Genomic DNA, 20170 nt, shown 5'->3' with positions numbered 1-20170 from the left:
ATTTTTACAATACCGCACTGACGGCCTCCTATTCCGGTAAAGGACGAAATGGAAGTTGGGGGATCTCGGCCGGGGGCAGCCACCGTCTGTACAACTGGTATGGGATTCCTGAAGGCGTCTTTGACGAGGCGACCATCGCAGGGATAGACGAGCAACAGCAATATTACAGCGCCGAACTCAGGGGCCGTCTCGAACAGAGCGAATCCTTGTTGGGCAGCGGTGAATTTATGGTAAAGAGATTCTGGGATGCCGTTTCCTCAGGGGAGAACAGGGCCTATCTTTCAACGGGTCTGGATTTCCCTTTAAGCCAGGATTCCTTTTCCCTGGGGATTCACGTGGACTATGTAGGGGGAGAGTTTGCCAATGCCAGCGTGAACAGCACTGCCAATACCGACGGGATCAACTACGCTCTATTCCAGGCGGGGATCAGTCCGTCTATCCTGATCGAACAGGACCAGCTCAGCCTCAGGCTGGGGGCCCGACTCGTTTACGGGATGGATGTGGAGAACAGCGACAGCAATTTCTACATTTATCCTCAGGTAACGGCCACTTATGAATTACTTGAAGAGCTGGTGATCGTGTATGGAAGTGTGAGCGGCGAATTGAAGCAGAATTCCTATGCTGATTTCTCGGAGGAGAATCCCTTCGTGTCCCCTACACTTACGATTCAACCTACGGATCAGCAGTACGATGCGAGGATCGGTTTCAAGGGGCAACTTTTGCCCAGCCTGAGCTACAACGTCAGGGGATCATACCTGGCAGAGAACAGGAAACCCCTCTTTAAACTCAATCCTCAAAATGATTTCAGGAATGACGAGAAGGGTTACACTTATGGGAATTCCTTCGAATTGTTCTACGACGATGTAAAAACACTCAGCATTTTCGGGGAGCTCAACCTCGACATCAGCCGGAATTTTTCTCTGGGAGTCAATGCCTCCGTCAGGGATTACGATACGGAAACCGATAATCCTGCCTGGAACCTTCCCAATGTGGAAGGATCCCTGTTCATGGATGTTCAAATCGATGAGAAATGGTTTGGAGGGGCTTCCCTATTTTTTGTAGGCGAGCGGGAAGATCTCTTTTCACAGGCGGTGCCGAACACCCAACCGGCTGATTTTCCGTCGACCATCCTGACACTCGACAGCTATTTTGATGCAAATGCCCATCTGGGCTATCGTTTCAGTGACCAATTGTCTGTCTATGCCAGGGCGAGCAACCTAGCGAACAATGACTACCAGCGATGGGCCAACTTCCGGGTGCAGAGCTTACAGGTTTTAGGGGGGCTGACCTATAAATTTGATTTCTAACAGGCGGATACAGCGCTTCCTCAGGAGTTTAGGTGTAGGCTGGGACCTGCCTGGTCGCCTTTTATCGATGTTTACAGTCCAAACGGGGGGATTAGATGCCTGTAATGCATACAATCCTTACTTTTAAGGGTAGAATGCCTGCCGATGAAAGGATTCTTTCCATATCTAGGTTTGTTGCTCGCGGTTTCGGGAACTGCAGCTGCCCAGAATCTGGTCCTGAACCCCAGCTTCGAGGAACACAGGGAATGTCCGGGTAAACTGGGAAATTTCAATACGGATGTAGTGAGCTGGTCCACTCCTACACGTGGGTCTACCGATTATTTTCACGGGTGCAGCGAGGCCATGGGAACACCGAAGAACTTCAACGGCACCCAATTGGCCGATTTCGGCCAGGGATATGCCGGGTTCTACCTGTACGCCCCTAATGACTACAGGGAATACATGCAGGCCCAGTTGCTTTCCCCCCTTGTGGAAGGAGTGACCTATGAACTGAGTTTCTTTGTCAGCCTGGCAGAGAGATCTGATTTTGCGATCAACGCCTTCGGGGTGGTCTTCTCCAGGGATCCCTTGCAGTTTGAGATCCAGAAGGATTTGTCCAAGCGTCATCTCTATTCAAACCCGGACAACCTCTTTTCCTATGTGGAAATAGGATATTCCCACTTTGCCAACGACAAGAAGGAATGGATGCTGGTGACCACTTCCTACACGGCTAAGGGGGGCGAAAGGTATATGACTCTTGGGAATTTTAAAAACAATGCGCGCACCCGGAAATTCCTGATCAAAAAGGATGCGAAGCAGGGAGCTTATTACTATATAGACATGGTATCCCTTATCGCTCCCGGGCAGGGGGGTTCTATTACCGGAATCACGCCTGGCAAGGAAATGCCCACCCTGAATACCCCCCATTTGTTCCAGCACGTACTCTTCGATTTTGATGAATACAGGCTCCTGGATTCTGCCAAGGACTACCTAAAGGAAACCTACGACTTCCTGATCAAAGATCCCAGCCTGCACATCGTGATCCATGGACATACGGATGCTGTGGGCCTGGCCGACTACAATATGAGGCTTTCCGGCAACCGTTGTAAAGCCGTTGTGGAGTATTTCACGGGGCTTGGCCTGCCTGAGGACCGCATCTCCTGGAAGGGACATGGTGGCAGCCTCCCGGTCGCAGATAATTCCACGGCTGCAGGAAGGCGGCAGAACAGGCGCGTGGAGTTTATCCTGACAAGGATGGAGTGATTCCCTAATAGTCTGAATACGGGGTTGGGGTGAGTAAGAGGATATCCGCTTTGTTCACATTGTCGGCGTAGTAAGGATTGTCGATCAGCGCCTTCCATTCAGGGCTGTCAAAGAAGACGTTCCAAAGGGAATCCCTTGTTTCCATATCCCGGAAGGTAGTCATATACATTAGATTCGGCATCCTGGCCCCGGCCAGTACATCCCCGTAGAAGACGGCGTTAAAGCCGAGTTTTTCGAAGAGTTCGATCTCACCTCCCTCATTAAACATTTCCACCTTGTTTCTGTACAGGGATTCGGTTGGGGATTCATAGCTGCGGAGCTCATACACCCGTTTATCCCGGGTACCCTCCAGGGAAGAAGGCCTCAGGAAGGGCATGTCCTTAAAGGGTTTTAGCAGGACCACCTGAAGTCTTTCATAGGGAGGAGCATCGTGAGGAGCATTGAGAAAATGCTCAGCTTTTTTTCGAAATACAGAATCGGCAAACAGCGTCTCGGAAATCCGCCCGAAGTGGGCGGAAGACCGGATGGGATACAGGACAAAGACCTGTTTCAGACTATCGCGCAGTTCGGGTACAAATTTAAAAACCCCTATGTCCTCAATGCCATCTCTTTTCAGTCCCGGTAAAAACGCGTTTTGCAGAAATTCGTCCAGTTGTGCTTCCTGAGACTCGTCAGAGAATTCATAAATCCTGAGCTCAAAGAAGTCCTGAATGATCGAACTCTCTGTTTTTACATTGCATGACGAAAAAATGAGCAAGGTCAACAGTCCGGCAATTGAGACGCCCCCGTAGAATTTTTTCATGGCCATGGGATTAAGGTAATACAAACTTAACAGATATGGGCTATATTTTCCGGATAACAAAAGACTCGTTACGTTTCCGGGCAATTAAAGAATACATTCAGGAAACTCGGGGAATTAGAGTATTATGTCGACCTTTACAAAAAAGGATACTAATGGACCTGAATTTAGCAGTATTGATAGATGGGGATAACATCCCATCGGCCTATGTTAAGGAAATGATGGAAGAGATCGCCAAGTACGGAAATCCCACCATCAAGCGGATCTATGGCGACTGGACGAATCCGCGCCTGGGGAAGTGGAAGAATGTCCTGCTGGAGAATGCCATCACCCCCGTGCAACAATACGGATATACGGCCGGGAAAAACGCCACGGATTCAGCCATGATCATCGATGCCATGGACATTTTGTATTCCGGGAAGGTCAACGGATTTTGCCTGGTGAGCAGTGACAGTGATTTTACACGCCTGGCCACTCGGTTGCGGGAAGCCGGGATGCTGGTCTTTGGAATAGGGGAGAAGAAAACACCCGATCCCTTTATCGTGGCCTGCGACAAGTTTATATACATCGAGATCCTCAAGAAGCAATCGGAAGAATCCTCTGCGGATACCGGGGACAGCAAAGCCGGGAAAAAGAGCGGGGTGGATAAGATCACCAGAAAGGACATCAACCTGATCACAGACACCGTGGATGATGTGGCCGATGACGACGGCTGGGCATTTCTCGGAGATGTGGGTAGCCTCCTGCAAAAGAAACAGCCCAATTTTGATTCACGGAACTACGGATACCAAAAGCTCACCCCCCTGATCAGTGCCATGGGGGAGTTTGATATCGAAAGACGGGAAGACGCCAAAGGCCGAAAAAAGCTGATCTACGTCAAGATTAAGGAGAAAAAAGGTAAAGGTTCTCGCAGATAAGCCATAGGATTACCTCCTGTATTTTGTATTTGCCGAATTCACTATTTTTGGAAGCCTTAGAAAAATTGGGTCTTTTACCCGGAACAAATTTATATATGAAAAAGCTTTTTCTCCTGACCTTGCTGGTGATGATCACCTCATGTCAGACCTCCAAAGAGCCTGCAGACCTGCTGCTCCTCAATGCCCATATATACACCGTCAATGAAGCCTTTGACAAGGCGGAAGCCCTGGCCGTAAAGGACGGGAAGATCCTGGAAGTAGGCACCTCTGAGTACATCAGCGGGAAGTATGACGGCAAGGAAGTCGTGGATGCCGGAGGAAAAACCGTGATACCCGGACTCATTGATGCTCATTGCCATTTCTACGGCCTGGGCCTGAACCAGCTGAAAGTAGACCTCGTTGGAACCACAAGTTATGAGGAGGTCCTGGCACGTGTCAGGCAGTTCAGCGAAGAGAATCCCTCTAACTTCATACAGGGAAGGGGCTGGGACCAGAACGACTGGGAAGTCAAGGAATTTCCGACCAAGGAAGAGCTGGACAGGCTCTTCCCGGATACACCTGTGGCCCTTGAACGGGTAGACGGACATGCCTACCTGGTCAACCAGAAGGCTCTGGATATGGCCGGTATTACGGAAAAAACGAAGGTCACGGGGGGTGAGATCATCAAAAAGGACGGTAAAATCACAGGGGTCCTGGTAGACAATCCCATGTACATGATCGATGCAATCATCCCACCTCCCACGAGGGCAATGGACATCAAGGCATTGAAGGATGCGGAGGCACTTTGTATAGATTACGGACTCACCACGGTAAATGATGCCGGGTTGATGCGAGGGACTATCGAGCTCATAGACAGCCTTCAGCAGGCAGGGGACCTGTCGATGAGGGTCTATGCCATGGTCAGCAACTCCCCCGAGAATCTGGACCATTACCTGCCAAAAGGAATCATAAAGACGGACAGGCTCCATGTACGATCTGTGAAGGTTTACGGAGACGGTGCCCTGGGCTCGCGGGGTGCGGCCCTCAGGGAACCCTATTCAGACCAGCCCGGGCATTTCGGGGCCATGGTCACCCCGGTGGAGGACATCGAGGACCTGGCCATGCGCCTTGCGGCGTCCGATTACCAGATGAATACTCATGCCATTGGGGACTCTGCCAATATCGCCGTGTTACGGGCGTACAAGAAAGCCCTGGAAGGAAAGCGAGACAGGCGATGGAAAATTGAACACGCCCAGGTGATCTCCGCCCCGGATTTTGATTATTTCGAGGAAGGGATCATCCCTTCGGTACAGCCCACACACGCCACAAGCGATATGTACTGGGCAGAGGACAGGCTGGGGGAGGAAAGGGTAAAAGGGGCTTATGCCTTCAAAACCCTGCTGGACAAGGCCGGGATGGTGGCCCTTGGCACTGATTTCCCTGTGGAAAGGGTGAGTCCGTTTCTCACCTTCTACGCCTCTGTGGGCAGGCAGGACCTGGAGGGCTATCCCGAAGGAGGGTTCCAGATGAAGGATGCCCTGAGCCGGCAAGAAACCCTGAAGGGGATGACGATATGGGCGGCCTACTCCAACTTTGAGGAGGGTGAAAAAGGCAGCCTGGAAACAGGAAAGATGGCAGATTTTGTAATCCTGAGCGGGGATATTATGACGGTTCCTCTCAATGAGGTCCCGGACCTGAAAGCGGAACAGGTCTATATAGGCGGTGAACGCAAGAAATAAAAAAAGCCGAAGCAACTGCTTCGGCTTTTCAATATTCCGTTTTGAATGATCACATCACAAAGGTGATGGGAACAGCTACCCTGTCGGTTCCCCACCCCATGACCAGGTGAACTCCGCCATCCACTTCCTTAAAGGTCATGGAAAATGCCTCCAGGGAGTCCGCTCCCTGAGATGCCTTGGCCTGTACTCTGACTACGTCGCCTGAATCTTTATAGAAATAAGAGCCCCACTGGTTCAGATTCTTGTTGAGTATAATGGTCCATTCGCCTTCACCGGGGATGGTGAAGAGGGAATAGGTGCCGGCGTCGATTTTCTTCCCGCCTATGGTGGCCCCTTTGTAAAAAGTGATCTCAGCGGCTTCGTTCGCCCCCGTTCTCCATACCTTTCCGGCCGGAGCCAGGTCGGCCACAGCCCTTCCCTTGAGCTGAGGTCTGCTGTAGATCACCCGAACTGCCTTGTCGGAGATCTTGTAGTCAGACGGGTAGGAGGCCATGTCCATCGGACTCTTGTCCATTCCGCTGAAATCCTGGGCAATGACATCTCCCGTAAAGGCGAATGCGCAAATCAATAAGGTAAGTGTAAGTACATTTTTCATAAGTTCGATTTTTAGTTCTTTCAAAGCTAGTGGCTAAGCCTTTTTGATTGTTATAAAGAGTCGTTAAAATTTATACATCTTACATTTTGCTCAGGGAATAAATGAAATCAGGGAAAACAATATCAATTAGTACTATATTATACAAAAAAAGTAATAAATAGAAACGTAAATAAACAATGTGTTTTCTATTTAAAAGTATATCTTCATCTTTGCCTCACTAATCAGAAATGTAACGATGTATGTGTGGAATTGTTTGCGCCTTTGAGCTCAAGGAAAGTTCTGAAGTTCTGAGGCCACAGTTATTGGAGATGTCAAAAAAAGTGAGGCACAGGGGACCCGACTGGAGTGGGATCTATTCCGATGAGAAGGCTATCCTGGCCCATGAAAGGCTGGCTATCGTCGATCCCGCCTCTGGGAAACAGCCGCTGTTGAGTCAGGACGGCACCTTGATCCTCGCCGCTAATGGGGAGATCTATAACCACAGGGAACTGAGAAAACAGTTCGCAGGAAAATACCAGTTCAGGACGGAATCGGATTGTGAGGTCATGCTCGCCCTTTACCAAAAGAAGGGTCCGGCCTTCCTCGATGAGATGAACGGGATCTTTGGATTTGCCATCTACGATTCGGAAAAGGACGAGTATTTTGTGGCGAGAGACCATATGGGGATCATACCCCTCTACATGGGCTGGGATAAGAACGGCACCTTTTATGTCGCTTCCGAGCTGAAGGCCCTGGAAGGTACCTGCACCAGGATCGAACTCTTTCCTCCCGGGCACTACCTGCACAGTTCTGAGGGGGAGTTGAAGCGATGGTACGAACGCGACTGGATGGAATACGATGCGGTAAAAGAAAACCAGACCAGTATTGACGCAATCCGGGAGGCCCTGGAAGCGGCGGTTCACAGGCAGCTGATGTCTGATGTGCCCTACGGGGTGTTGTTATCCGGTGGCCTTGATTCTTCCGTGACTTCTGCCATCGCCAAGAAATTCGCCCAGAAACGTATAGAGTCTGATGATACCACAGAGGCCTGGTGGCCACAGCTGCACTCCTTCTCCGTTGGCCTGGAAGGGTCCCCGGACCTGGCTGCAGCCCGGAAGGTGGCTGAGCACATCGGTACGGTCCACCACGAGATTAAATTCACCATTCAGGAAGGTCTCGATGCCATCAAGGATGTGATCTACAACCTGGAGACCTATGATATCACCACTATCAGAGCCTCCACGCCCATGTACCTCATGGCCAGGGTGATCAAGTCTATGGGGATCAAGATGGTGCTGTCAGGAGAAGGGGCTGATGAGCTTTTCGGGGGATATCTCTATTTCCACAAGGCTCCCAATGCCCGGGAATTCCACGAGGAAACTGTCAGGAAACTGAAAAAACTTCACATGTACGACTGTCTGAGGGCCAACAAGTCCCTCGCGGCCTGGGGAATTGAAGGCAGGGTGCCCTTTCTCGACAAGGAATTCATCGACGTGGCCATGAGGATCAACCCTCAGGACAAGATGATCAACGGGGAACGCATGGAAAAATGGGTGGTGAGAAAGGCCTTTGAATCTTATCTTCCCGAGAGCGTTGCCTGGAGGCAAAAAGAACAGTTTTCAGATGGCGTGGGTTACAGCTGGATCGACACCCTGAAGGAAATGGTGGCGGCGGAAGTCAGCGATGAACAACTGGCCAATGCCAAGTTCCGGTTTCCCATACAGACCCCAACTTCCAAGGAGGAATTCTACTACAGGTCGATCTTCGAATCCCATTTCCCCTCCGATGCAGCGGCCCTGAGCGTGCCACAGGAGGCTTCAGTGGCCTGCAGTACACAGATCGCCTTGGAATGGGATGAGGCGTTTAAGAATATGAACGACCCTTCGGGCAGGGCCGTGGCCAAGGTACACGAAGACGCCTACGTAAAATGAGAGGAATCGATAACCGATTCAGGTTTTGATCATACGCAGAAAGCACCCTGATGGGTGCTTTTTTTATTGTCCGCGGTGTGGAGATCAGTTCTTAAAAACCACAAAGATCAACAGTACGATCCCGGAGATGATCAGGGGTCCGAGAATGCCCAGAACGAGTCCGCCAAACCGGAAATCCCTTTGTTCGAGCTTCCCGGTGCTGTACGCTATGGCGTTAGGGGGGGTCGAAATGGGCAGGAAAAGAGCTGTGGAGGCACACAGACCGATGACCAGGGGCAAAACGATGGGGTTCTGATAGGTCAGGATGATCCCCAGGGGAATGAGGACCGTAGCTGTGGCCGTATTGCTCATCACATTAGACAGGATAACGGTCAGAAAACCGAATAGAAGCACCAGGGCGATGAAATTCAACTCAAAACCGGCGATCTTTTCCACGTAATAAGATGCCAGTCCGGTCTCTTTGATGGCCAGTCCCAGGGCGAGGCCGCCCGCAACCAGCATCAGGGTATCCCAGGGCAGCTTGCGCACGTCGTCTGCATTGACGATGCCACTCATGGTCAGCAGGATAATGGGGAGGAGGGATACCACAGAAGCCGGGATACCGTGTACTTTTTCCGTAAGCCAGAGGAGGAGGGTGAGGGCCAGTACGCCCAGGACGATCCTCTTCTTGATTCTCTCGAATTTGTTGAATTCATCATCGACCGGTACCGAAGACTTTTCAGGTTCGATCACCAATTTTATTTCCTTGCCCAGGTATTTTCTGGAGAGCAGGTGCCAGAACATAACGGTCAGTATCAGGGAGATCGGGAACCCGATCATCATCCATTCCAGGAAACCTATATCGATCCCATGATTGTTGAGGGCCTCCACGGCGATGGCGTTGGGGGGAGAGCCGATCAGGGTTCCCATCCCGCCAATGGTGGCCGCCCCGGCGATGCCGATGAGGAGGGCTTTTGACAAGGGGTCGTCCTTTTCCAGCGTATTGAGAAATGGAAGTACAGAGGCGATCATCATGGCTGACGTGGCCGTGTTGGACATGATCATGGAAAAAAGGGCCGTGGTGAGCATGAGTCCAAGCAGCACCCTCCTGGGTGAGGTACCCAGCCTGGAAATGCTGAGGTCGAACACGACTTTATCCAGCCGGGTCTTGCTCATGGCTTCCGCGATAAAAAACCCGCCGAGCATCAGCCAGATCACGCTGCTCGACCACGAATTGATGTAGCCGATGTAGTGTTCTCTGACATTGTCCGGATCGACCTGAGAATAGTGGCTGTTCATCGCAAAGATCAGGAAACCAAAGACCATCAGGCCCACAGCGAAGGGTGGGATCGCCTCGGTGACCCAGAGGCCAATAGCCAGGAACAGAAGAAAAAGAACATATATCTGCGCCTGGTCGAGCCCGGGTTCATACATGGAATAGGTAAGGAGGAAGGACAGGATAATACAAAGGAGGAAATAAATGACCTTGCTCTGAACATCTACGACCTTTTGAATATGGGACATCAACTTCAGAGAAACACCGCGGGAATCGCTCATGATCAACAGGATTGGATTGCTCAGCAAAATTAACCTACAAAAAAGGAAGAAAACCTAATATTTGTCATGTATATTCTCAATAATGTCCCTCTGGGCGAATCGGGTGTAAAATTGTTGTTAAATTGTTGATAACTTCACCACTTCATTTCGCCCCCATCCCTATATTCCACGGGGTTTTCCTTATATTTGTGAGATTGTTGAATCGCAGGCAATCCCAGAGGTTTCTAAGCGGATAAATCCACCGGATTTTGAACCTTTCAGGATTGTTTTTTGCGTTTGGTAGAACAGGGTCGGAAATCCCTGCTCTGAAGTGAAACCTTAATCGATTTTATGAGCGAAGAGAAGAAAAGTAATTATTCAGCCGACAGTATTCAGGCCCTTGAAGGGATAGAACACGTGAGGATGCGTCCCTCCATGTATATAGGGGACGTTGGGGTAAGAGGGCTGCACCATCTGGTGTACGAGGTTGTCGATAACTCCATAGACGAGGCCATGGGTGGCCACTGCGATACGATCAGTGTGGTCATCAATGAAGACAATTCGATCTCTGTCCGAGACAATGGTAGGGGAATTCCGGTAGACCTCCATAAGAAAGAGGGGGTATCCGCCCTGGAAGTGGTCATGACCAAGATCGGCGCCGGAGGTAAATTCGACAAGGATTCCTATAAGGTCTCCGGGGGTCTCCACGGTGTTGGGGTCTCTGTGGTAAATGCCCTCTCCAATTCGCTAAAGGCTACCGTATTCAGAGATGGAAAGATCTGGGAACAGGAATACGAAAGGGGTAAGGCCCTGTATCCTGTAAAAAGTACGGGAACTACCAAGGACAGGGGTACGGAAGTGACCTTCCACCCTGACGAATTGATTTTTACACAGACCATAGAATTCAGCTATGAGACCCTGGCCAACCGAATGCGTGAGCTGGCTTATCTCAACAAGGGTATTACTATTACCATCACGGATCGCCGTCAGAAGGAAAAGGATGGGGAGTTTGTTTCCGATGTCTTCCATTCGGAAGAAGGCTTGAAGGAATTCATCCGATTCCTGGACGGAAACAGGGAGGCACTCATTCAGAATATCATCTCCATGGAAGGGGAGAAGAATGACATCCCCGTGGAAGTGGCCATGGTGTACAACACGGGGTATACTGAAAACCTGCATTCCTATGTCAACAATATCAATACCCACGAGGGAGGTACCCACCTTTCCGGATTTCGCAGGGGGTTAACCACAACCCTGAAGAAGTACGCAGATTCTTCCGGGATGCTCGACAAACTCAAATTCGAGATACAGGGGGATGATTTCAGGGAAGGTCTTACGGCGATTGTTTCCGTAAAAGTGGCAGAACCCCAGTTCGAGGGACAGACCAAGACCAAACTCGGGAACAGGGAGGTATCCGCGGCGGTGAGTCAGGCCGTTTCCGAGATGCTGACCAATTACCTGGAGGAACATCCGGACGATGCCAAAATCATTGTTCAGAAGGTTATCTTGGCCGCCCAGGCGCGACATGCGGCTACCAAGGCAAGGGAACTCGTTCAGCGAAAGAATGTCATGTCCGGTGGAGGACTGCCCGGGAAACTATCGGATTGTTCGGAACAGGATCCCGCCAAATGCGAGGTATTCCTGGTTGAGGGGGATTCGGCAGGAGGTACCGCCAAACAGGGCAGGGACCGAAACTTCCAGGCCATCCTGCCACTCAGGGGTAAGATCCTGAACGTGGAAAAAGCCATGCAGCACAAGGTCTTCGAGAATGAGGAGATCAAGAATATATACACTGCTTTAGGTGTCACTATCGGAACAGAGGAAGACAGCAAAGCGCTCAACCTCGACAAACTCAGGTATCACAAGGTGATCATCATGTGTGATGCGGATGTGGACGGTAGCCACATCGAGACCCTGATCCTGACCTTCTTTTTCCGCTACATGCGCGAATTGATAGAGGCAGGTCACGTGTATATTGCTACCCCACCCCTTTATCTGGTTAAAAAAGGCAGCAAAAAGAGCTATGCCTGGAATGACAAGGAACGCGATGCCATCGCGGAGAGTTACAAAGGAGGGGTCAGCATCCAGCGGTACAAGGGTCTTGGGGAAATGAACGCGGAACAGCTGTGGGAGACCACCATGAATCCGGAATTCAGGACCCTGCGGCAGGTGACCATTGACAATGCGACCGAATCAGACCGAATCTTCTCCATGCTCATGGGAGATGAGGTACCTCCAAGGAGGGAGTTTATCGAGAAAAATGCGGTCTACGCCAACATTGATGCATAAAAAAAGGCATTACACAACAAAAACTCGCCTCTACAGGGCGAGTTTTTTAGTTTTAGGCAAAATTACATCGATATGAAAAATCTATTGTTTGCTATGATGGGATTCTGTGTGCTGGCTACCCAGGCACAATCCAATGTCAACGACCTCTTTGCGGCCGGGGTAGAGGATGCAGAGACCTTTATGAATGATTACCTGGCTCCGGTTTCCGAAGGGGCCATTTACAGTATTGCAGGTTCCTGGTTCAATACGGGGGATGCCAAACCCCTGGGAGGGTTTGAGATCTCCGTGATCGGTAACCTCACCGGATTCAAGAACAAGGAAGACAAAAAGACCTTTGTCTTGAATACAGCAGATTACCAGAACCTCCAGTTTGTGGACGGAAGTACTTCAAAGACCGTGTCCACGGCCCTGGGAGATATTCAGGGGATCAGGGTATTTGTGGAAGACGAGGTCGCCCCCGGAATTACAGCCAGGGAGGAATTCGATCTCCCTTCAGGTCTCGCAGCCGAGGATATCAATTTTATCCCATCCGGATATATCCAGGGTAGCGTAGGACTCATCAAGGGCACGGAGATCAAAGCCCGTTTCCTGCCAAAGATAGACACGGATGATGTCGCGATCAGTCTCTATGGGGTTGGGATACAGCACGAATTTACCAAACACCTTCCTGCAGACAAGATCCTGCCCATCGCCATTTCTGGTGTGATCGGATATACCCATATCAACGGGACATACGATTTCACGGACACTAATATTATCGCGGGATCGGATCAGCGAATCGATGCAAAGATCAATACGTGGGTTTTCCAGGCAGTGCTCTCTACCAAGTTGCCGATCATCAATTTTTATGGCAGCCTGGGATACCTTAGCGGAAAATCAGAAACGGCCATCCTGGGTACTTACGACGTTCAGTCCGGGCCTTTTCAACAAACGATCACCGACCCCTTCACCCTGAACAAGGATGCCAGCGGAGTCACCGCCAACGTGGGGACAAAACTCAAACTGGGCTTTTTCAGGCTCCACGCCGATTATACCCTGGCTGAGTTCAACAACTTCTCCTTTGGGCTGAGCTTTGGATTCAGGTAGCAGTTGCCTTATACAAGAAATAAAAACAGCCTTCCCAACGGAAGGCTGTTTTTCAATATATAGAAAAAAGTCAGGGGGTCTCTTATTCTCTCAGAGCAAGGATATTGCCTTGAGTATCCTCAAGGACAGTGCCTTCTTCGGATGTTTTCATGCTTACCCTTTGTTCGGGCATATCGGTACCCGGATAGGAGATGGTATATACACCGTTGTCTTCCGTCCAGCTGAAATCCGTCTTTACCTCCAACTGGCTGCCTTCATAGGAATGGTAGCGTCCCAGGTATACATCGTTAAAGATCCATTCCTGCTTGCTGGTATACCTTCCGGCTTCCTGGTCTGTGACAAAATCTACCTTAGACCAAATCCCGATAATGGGGTCGTTGTTTTCCGGGATCTCAGTACAACTGCTCATCGAAATAACAGTGACGATGGCCAATAGGGAAAAGAGCTTTTTCAAAACGTAGGTTTTAGATTTGGGATCTGTTACTGATTTCTAACGCCTCGGAATCAGACTCTATTACTATTTTTCGATGAACGGCATACCTGGGATCGAAAAAATCGATGAACGTCACTTTGCACCCTCCGCTTTCTATGTGACTTTCACCTCTTTTCGGACTCTTTTTTCTTAAAAGTTTCCGCTGCTCCGGACCTGAAATTCCCTCATAAATTGCTATTTTTGCGAGGCGTTTGGGTCTTTGGGGAAGCTCGGTTTTTAAAGGATCTCTCTCCCTGCCGACCATCGTCTTCAAGATCGTTTAACACAAGAAAAATACACACATATGAAAGTTACTATAGTAGGTGCCGGTGCTGTCGGGGCCAGTTGCGCGGAGTACATCGCTATCAAGGATTTTGCATCGGAAGTCGTCCTCCTGGATATCAAGGAAGGTTTCGCCGAAGGAAAAGCCATGGATCTCATGCAAACCGCCTCCCTCAATGGATTTGACACCAAAATTTCGGGAACGACCGGTGACTACTCCAAAACGGCCAACAGCGATATTGCCGTCATTACCTCAGGAATCCCAAGAAAACCGGGGATGACAAGGGAAGAACTCATCGGTATCAATGCCGGGATCGTGAAGGATGTGGCTACTAACTTAATTGCACATTCCCCTGATGTGATCCTTATCGTGGTGAGCAATCCTATGGACACCATGACCTACCTCGTACACCAGGTCACGGACCTGCCTAAGGAACGGATCATCGGAATGGGAGGTGCCCTGGATAGCGCACGATTCAAATACAGGCTGGCAGAAGCCCTGGGAGCTCCTATCTCAGACGTTGATGGGATGGTGATCGGCGGCCATAGCGATACAGGGATGGTACCCCTGGCCAGACACGCTACACGAAACAGTGTAAAAGTATCGGAATTCCTTTCTGCAGACCGCCTTTCTCAGGTGGTGGAAGACACCAAAGTAGGAGGAGCCACCCTGACCAAATTGCTGGGCACAAGTGCCTGGTACGCCCCAGGCGCTGCCGTATCGGCTTTGGTGCAGGCCATTGCTTGTGACCTGAAAAAAATGTTTCCCTGCTCCGTACTTCTCGATGGGGAATACGACCTGAAGGATATCTGTATCGGCGTTCCTGTGATCCTGGGAAGGAACGGGATAGAAAAGATCGTTGAGATCGATCTCGACAAGGCTGAAAAGGTCAAAATGCAGGAGAGTGCAGAAGGGGTAAGGAAGACCAACGGTTTGCTGCAGGTCTGAAACAAACGGATGAAACTTAAGAAAAAGCGTTCCTGAGGAGCGCTTTTTTTCTGTTCTTGAGCGGGTGCACAGGGTCGGTTTTCAGTGTCTGAAAATGACCTATAAATCCCAGAAATAAATTGTCAGTTCCTCTTGGAAATGATATATTTGCACGCTATTTACGGAATCCATCAATTAATAAAAAAATCAGATGCAGAATAAAGGCCTGATAAAGCTTTTTGCTTTTTTGTTCGGACTGGTAAGTATTTACCAACTCTCTTACACCTTCATTACCAGCAGACTCGAGGATGAGGCAGAAACCTATGCCACCGCGAGGATCCCATCGACAGAAGATAACTACGTAGCTGAGCGGGAAGCTCTGGAAGCCAGGTACCTCGATTCCATTGGCGACAATACAATATTGGGTTATACCACGTACAACGAGGCGAAAAAGAAAGAGCTCAATAAGGGCCTCGACCTGAAGGGGGGGATCAACGTAACCCTCCAGATCTCCGTAAAGGACATCCTGAAAGGTCTGGCTGACAATACCAGGAACCCTGTGTTCAATAAGGCCTTGGCCGATGCGGACCAGGCCTCTAAAAATAGCGATGATACCTACCTCAACCTCTTTTTTGAGGCTTTCGACAACATCAAGGGTGATACCAAACTGGCTTCTCCTGACATCTTTGCGAATAAGGGTTTGAGCGACGAGATCAATTTCCAGATGACGGATGACCAGGTGAAACCTATCATCAGGAGGAAGATAGACGAATCCATTGTATCTGCCTTTGAGGTCCTCAGGGAACGGATTGACGGATTTGGGGTAACCCAGCCCAATATTCAGCGCGAAGGTACCTCCGGGCGAATTTTGGTAGAACTTCCCGGCGCCAGGGACATTGCCAGGGCCCAGGACCTGCTCTCCAGTACGGCCCAGCTCGAATTCTGGGAGACCTACGAGCCGGGTAACCAGCCCCTGATCAATTTCTTCATTCAGGCGAACGAACAACTCAAGACCCTGGTAGAGGACAGTGAGGAAGAACAGGTGAAAGAAGCCTCCGAGATCGATACCCTCCTCTCTGATGTGGCCCAGGATTCACTCGACCTGACAGCGGAGCGCAACCCCCTCTTTGAAAAACTTCAGCTAAACGGTCCCGGCTTTGCTATTGGGATCGCTGCCATCAAGGATACGGCTCAGATCGGATCCTGGCTGCGCATGCCTGAGATCAGAAGGCTGCTGCCTTCAGAAGTACAATTCACCAAATTCCTCTGGGAACGCCCTTCCCAGAATTCTGAGGTAGCTGCCCTGTTTGCCCTGAAATCGAACAGGGAAGGAGTTCCGAGGATCAGCGGGGATGTGGTCAGCGATGCACGCGACCAGTTCGACCAGTTCAACCGTCCCGCGGTTGGGATGGACATGAATGTGCGGGGGGCCAAGGAATGGGAAAAACTCACCAATGAGGCTAATCTGAATAATACAGGAATTGCCATCGTACTCGACAACAAAGTATACACGGCTCCGGGTGTCTCCCAGGTTGGGGGAATCTCAGGGGGTAGTTCCGAGATCACAGGAACCTTTACGGTAAATGAGACCAAGGATATCGCCAACGTATTGAGAGCCGGTAAACTGCCGGCATCTGCGGAGATCATCGATTCCTTTGTCGTAGGGCCATCCTTAGGGCAGGAAGCGATAGACAGTGGCTTCACTTCCTTCGTAATCGCCATGGTCTTTGTCCTGATCTGGATGTTCTTCTACTACGGCAAGGCAGGTATCTTCTCCGATATCGCCCTGGTCTTTAACATTGTTCTGATCTTCGGCGTCCTGGCCAGTCTGGGCGCGGTGCTCACCCTTCCCGGGATCGCGGGTATTGTTTTGACCATTGGAATGTCTGTGGATGCGAACGTGCTCATCTTTGAGCGGATCAAGGAAGAAGTTCACAAGGGCAAGGGCAAGGGACAGGCGATTAATGACGGATTCAACAATGCCCTGTCTTCCATCCTTGATGCGAATATTACCACCGGACTTACCGCACTGATCCTGCTCGTTTTCGGATCAGGGCCTATCAAAGGTTTTGCGACCACCCTGATCATTGGTATCCTGACATCGCTTTTTACTGCCATCTTCGTTACAAGGTTACTGGTCGACTGGTATATTTCAGGAAAGGGTCGGTCCCTGACCTTCTCTACCGCAATCACGAAGAACCTCTTCCAGAATGTGAACATCAACTTCCTCAGCAAGCGGAAGATCGCCTACGTCATATCGGCCATCATAGTTACTGCAGGGGTGGCATCTCTCTTCACCCAGGGGCTCGATCAGGGAGTTGATTTTGTCGGAGGCCGCAACTACCAGATCCGTTTTATCGATCCGGTTAACCCTTCAGAGATTACCAATGACCTTACCGCGGTCCTGGGAAGTGCCAGTGCAAAGACCTTCGGAGATGCCAACCAGATCATGGTCACTACGAAATACAAGGTAGATGCTCAGGGAACAGAGGTCGATGACGAGATCCTGGGTATACTCTTCAACACCCTACAGAAATATCTTCCGGACGGGGCTACCTATGAGGATTTTGTCCCCGGAGGAACCAATGAGGATATAGGTGTTATGAAATACCGTAAGGTAGGTCCGACCATCGCAGACGATATCAAAAAGAATGCGGTATGGGCCGTACTGGGCTCCCTGGCCGTGGTCTTTCTTTACATCCTGCTGCGATTCCGTAAATGGCAGTTCTCCCTGGGTGCGGTGGCCGCCGTATTCCACGACGTACTCATCGTACTGGGAGTTTTCTCCTTCTTCAGCGCTTACATGCCCTTTAGCATGGAGATCGACCAGGCTTTTATAGCGGCTATTCTGACGGTAATCGGGTACTCCCTGAACGATACAGTGGTGGTCTTCGACAGGATAAGGGAGATCGTCAGTGAAAAGGGATTCAACGCCGGGATAAATATCAACGAGGCCCTGAACAGTACTTTGAGCCGAACCCTGAATACCTCCCTCACCACCCTGGTCGTACTTCTGGCGATCTTTATTTTCGGGGGTGAGACACTGAGAGGATTCATGTTCGCCATGATCGTGGGGATCATCGTAGGTACCTACTCCTCCCTGTTCATCGCGACGCCTGTGATGTTCGATACCTTAAAAGAAAAGATCTCCAAGAAGAACCGATAAAAAAAGAAACCGCTCCCAGGAGCGGTTTTTTTATGATAGAAGCCATTTCTTAGCCTCTTTCCTTTTGAGGAAGAGTTTCATTTCATACCCCAGATTATTCATGACCGTCTCGGTAAAAGAAAGGTGATTGAACCGATCCTGATTCTTGACCACGACCGAAAGTTTGTAATCCGGAGACCATCCCATGTTGGCAGCGGCATCCACAAGACTGAATTGGGAATATGTTGAATGTTGACCTTTGAGGTCGATATAGGCCAAAACTAAATTCCTGGACGTAGACTTGCATAAGTCAGCGATTCTGCTCCATCGTTCTTTGGCTTCTTTTAATTCTTTGCCAGGAACGATCTCCGCCTTTACATGCACTTCGAGATATTTGGGATGCACCCTGTGCTCTATGGTATAAGGCATTTTGTCCAATTTTTTCTCAAAATATGAAAATAAGCACTTAGGTCAAAATGATCCCTTCAGAGCCCCGTTGGGTCGGGTTCAGTTGCAGGACAGACCCGGGGCGAAGCCCCGGTTCTTCCCGGTGGGATACAAAAAGGATGGCAGAATGGCTTTCCCTTCCGAGCTTGTTCACCAAATGAACGACCAGTTGGGCTGAGTGGTCGTCCAGGTCGGCTGTGGGTTCATCCAGAATAAGGAGTGATGGGTGTTTGATCATGGCCCGGGCGCACATGATGAGTCGCTGCTGCCCCTTGCTCAGGTCGTGGAAATAGTGGTCTTTCCGGTCTGCAAGCCCCAGAAGTTTCAGCCATGATCCGGCCAGTTCCCGTTGTTTTTCCGTTGGGAGGGTGTACAGGCCGATGGAATCTACCAGACCTGAGATCAGCATCTGTTCCAGGGTGTGGTAGCCCCGGAACCGGTCGGTGAGGGCAGGCGTGATATACCCGATGTGCTGCTTGATATCCCAAACGCTTTCTCCACTCCCTTTCCTATGCCCGAACAGGTTGATCTCCTGGCCGTAGGCCTTTGGACTGTCACCCGTGATCAGGGACAACAAGGTTGTCTTCCCGCTCCCATTAGGTCCTCTCAATTCCCAAAAATCCCCCGGTGCGATCTTCCAGGAGATTCGGTGGAGGACCTTCTTATCCCGGAATGAAACAGAAACATTCCTGAGTTCAACCAGGGTACGGTCCGTGTATACCGTATTTTCAGGAGGAGGGGGGAGAGCTTCCGGGAAGGGTTCATTGGCATGTCCCAGTTCATCCAATGCCGTCTCAGATTTACCCGTACCCAAAAGTTTGTCCTCTTTCCAGTAGAAGTGTTTTTCAATAAAAGGAAGCAGATCTGACTTACGGCTCAGGACCTGGATCACAGAGACCGTGGCTGATAGTCCCATGATCTTCTCCCGAAGTTCCTCCCGGGTAGATGGGTCCAGGTTGTCAAAGGGATTGTCGAGGATGAGATAATCCGGTTCCTCTTCCAGAATAAAGGCGAACAGGGCTTTTTTGCGTTCGCCGCTCGACATGGACTGGAGGCTTTGTTCGCGATCCCGGGTCAGTACTTTCCGGTCGTGCCTCAATTCTTCCTCCATCCACCTGAGGATCTCCGAGGTGGAGAAAAGTGCACCTCTTTTGCCTTCCAGCGACTCAAAACCCTCGGGCTGGGGTCCGTTGAGGAGCCTGTCTGCCAGGGGAGCTAAAGGAGTCGAATTATCAGTAAAAATGGCCCAGTGGTTTATCAAAACAGGTTGGTTTGTCACAAGAAAAGTCTCGGCTTTATCAGCAAAGATAGTCCTTCGGCGGAATGTGAGGACGGGAAGGACAACCCGGGAGTACTTAAAAATTCAGTCTCAGGACGGCATTGGGGGTAATACCCAGGGAATTCTGTGTAAAATCCCTCGCCTCCCCAGGATTGCCGACGCGATAAAACCGGCTCAGGGTATTGTCCCTGTCGAGGAGATTCCAGACAGATACTCCCACCTGGGCGTTCGTGCCGGGT

At 50.3% G+C, this 20170-nt stretch carries 15 protein-coding genes; 9 read left to right on the top strand and 6 right to left on the bottom strand.

Annotated features, from left to right (window positions below):
* Together ABYP73_RS03195 and ABYP73_RS03190 are read left to right on the top strand one after the other, a co-directional pair.
* Nucleotides 1-1307 (top strand): TonB-dependent receptor domain-containing protein (locus ABYP73_RS03195; RefSeq protein WP_372973424.1); only part of this gene is annotated, 1307 nt, incomplete at its 5' end.
* Between the two features lie 144 nt (nt 1308-1451).
* Entirely contained in the window at nt 1452-2549 is a 1098-nt protein-coding gene (locus ABYP73_RS03190; RefSeq protein WP_372946159.1) for an OmpA family protein, read from the top strand.
* 4 nt (nt 2550-2553) lie between these two features.
* Here the strand turns inward: ABYP73_RS03190 and ABYP73_RS03185 are convergent, their stop codons facing one another.
* Nucleotides 2554-3351, bottom strand: a complete 798-nt coding sequence (locus ABYP73_RS03185) for an NIPSNAP family protein (RefSeq protein WP_372973423.1) — start codon at nt 3349-3351, stop codon at nt 2554-2556.
* Nucleotides 3352-3503: 152 nt separating this feature from the next.
* On the opposite strand from ABYP73_RS03185, the gene ABYP73_RS03180 reads away from it, so the two are divergent.
* Together ABYP73_RS03180 and ABYP73_RS03175 are read left to right on the top strand one after the other, a co-directional pair.
* A complete protein-coding gene (locus ABYP73_RS03180; protein WP_372946157.1) occupies nt 3504-4265 on the top strand; it encodes an NYN domain-containing protein in 762 nt (253 codons plus the stop codon).
* Nucleotides 4266-4360: 95 nt separating this feature from the next.
* Nucleotides 4361-5983 carry an amidohydrolase gene (locus ABYP73_RS03175; RefSeq protein WP_372946302.1) on the top strand — a complete coding sequence of 541 codons (1623 nt, stop codon included), beginning with the start codon at nt 4361-4363 and terminating at the stop codon, nt 5981-5983.
* 49 nt (nt 5984-6032) lie between these two features.
* Here the strand turns inward: ABYP73_RS03175 and ABYP73_RS03170 are convergent, their stop codons facing one another.
* Nucleotides 6033-6578: a DUF2911 domain-containing protein gene (locus ABYP73_RS03170; RefSeq protein ID WP_372973422.1), complete on the bottom strand. Its 546-nt coding sequence runs from the start codon at nt 6576-6578 to the stop codon at nt 6033-6035.
* A 239-nt stretch (nt 6579-6817) separates the two neighbouring features.
* Here ABYP73_RS03170 and asnB point away from each other — a divergent pair, with 239 nt between their 5' ends.
* Nucleotides 6818-8488, top strand: coding sequence for an asparagine synthase B (asnB, locus tag ABYP73_RS03165; RefSeq protein ID WP_372973421.1), 1671 nt, complete (start codon nt 6818-6820; stop codon nt 8486-8488).
* 84 nt (nt 8489-8572) lie between these two features.
* Here the strand turns inward: asnB and ABYP73_RS03160 are convergent, their stop codons facing one another.
* A complete protein-coding gene (locus ABYP73_RS03160; RefSeq protein WP_372945545.1) occupies nt 8573-10024 on the bottom strand; it encodes a DASS family sodium-coupled anion symporter in 1452 nt (483 codons plus the stop codon).
* 330 nt (nt 10025-10354) lie between these two features.
* Here ABYP73_RS03160 and gyrB point away from each other — a divergent pair, with 330 nt between their 5' ends.
* Both gyrB and ABYP73_RS03150 read left to right on the top strand, forming a co-directional pair.
* On the top strand, nt 10355-12292 hold the full coding sequence (gyrB, locus tag ABYP73_RS03155; protein ID WP_372945544.1) for a DNA topoisomerase (ATP-hydrolyzing) subunit B: 1938 nt from the start codon (nt 10355-10357) through the stop codon (nt 12290-12292).
* A gap of 72 nt (nt 12293-12364) precedes the next feature.
* Nucleotides 12365-13378 carry a DUF6588 family protein gene (locus tag ABYP73_RS03150; RefSeq protein WP_372945543.1) on the top strand — a complete coding sequence of 338 codons (1014 nt, stop codon included), beginning with the start codon at nt 12365-12367 and terminating at the stop codon, nt 13376-13378.
* An 82-nt stretch (nt 13379-13460) separates the two neighbouring features.
* On the opposite strand, the gene ABYP73_RS03145 is transcribed toward ABYP73_RS03150, so the two are convergent.
* Nucleotides 13461-13832, bottom strand: a complete 372-nt coding sequence (locus tag ABYP73_RS03145) for a hypothetical protein (RefSeq protein WP_372973420.1) — start codon at nt 13830-13832, stop codon at nt 13461-13463.
* A gap of 322 nt (nt 13833-14154) precedes the next feature.
* On the opposite strand from ABYP73_RS03145, the gene ABYP73_RS03140 reads away from it, so the two are divergent.
* A complete protein-coding gene (locus ABYP73_RS03140) occupies nt 14155-15081 on the top strand; it encodes a malate dehydrogenase (RefSeq protein WP_372973419.1) in 927 nt (308 codons plus the stop codon).
* Nucleotides 15082-15271: 190 nt separating this feature from the next.
* Nucleotides 15272-18226, top strand: a complete 2955-nt coding sequence (gene secDF, locus ABYP73_RS03135) for a protein translocase subunit SecDF (protein ID WP_372973418.1) — start codon at nt 15272-15274, stop codon at nt 18224-18226.
* 30 nt (nt 18227-18256) lie between these two features.
* Here secDF and ABYP73_RS03130 read toward each other — a convergent pair whose 3' ends face one another.
* Together ABYP73_RS03130 and ABYP73_RS03125 are read right to left on the bottom strand one after the other, a co-directional pair.
* Nucleotides 18257-18634 (bottom strand): hypothetical protein, encoded by a 378-nt coding sequence (locus tag ABYP73_RS03130; RefSeq protein WP_372944770.1) that lies wholly within the window; start codon nt 18632-18634, stop codon nt 18257-18259.
* A 37-nt stretch (nt 18635-18671) separates the two neighbouring features.
* Nucleotides 18672-19913, bottom strand: a complete 1242-nt coding sequence (locus ABYP73_RS03125; protein ID WP_372973417.1) for an ATP-binding cassette domain-containing protein — start codon at nt 19911-19913, stop codon at nt 18672-18674.
* Between the last annotated feature and the right edge of the window lie 257 nt (nt 19914-20170).

Source organism: Muriicola sp. (genome assembly GCF_041567615.1).
Classification (GTDB): domain Bacteria; phylum Bacteroidota; class Bacteroidia; order Flavobacteriales; family Flavobacteriaceae; genus Muriicola.
Note: the sequence above shows the minus strand (reverse complement) of the source record. Positions and strands in the feature narration are given on the sequence as shown.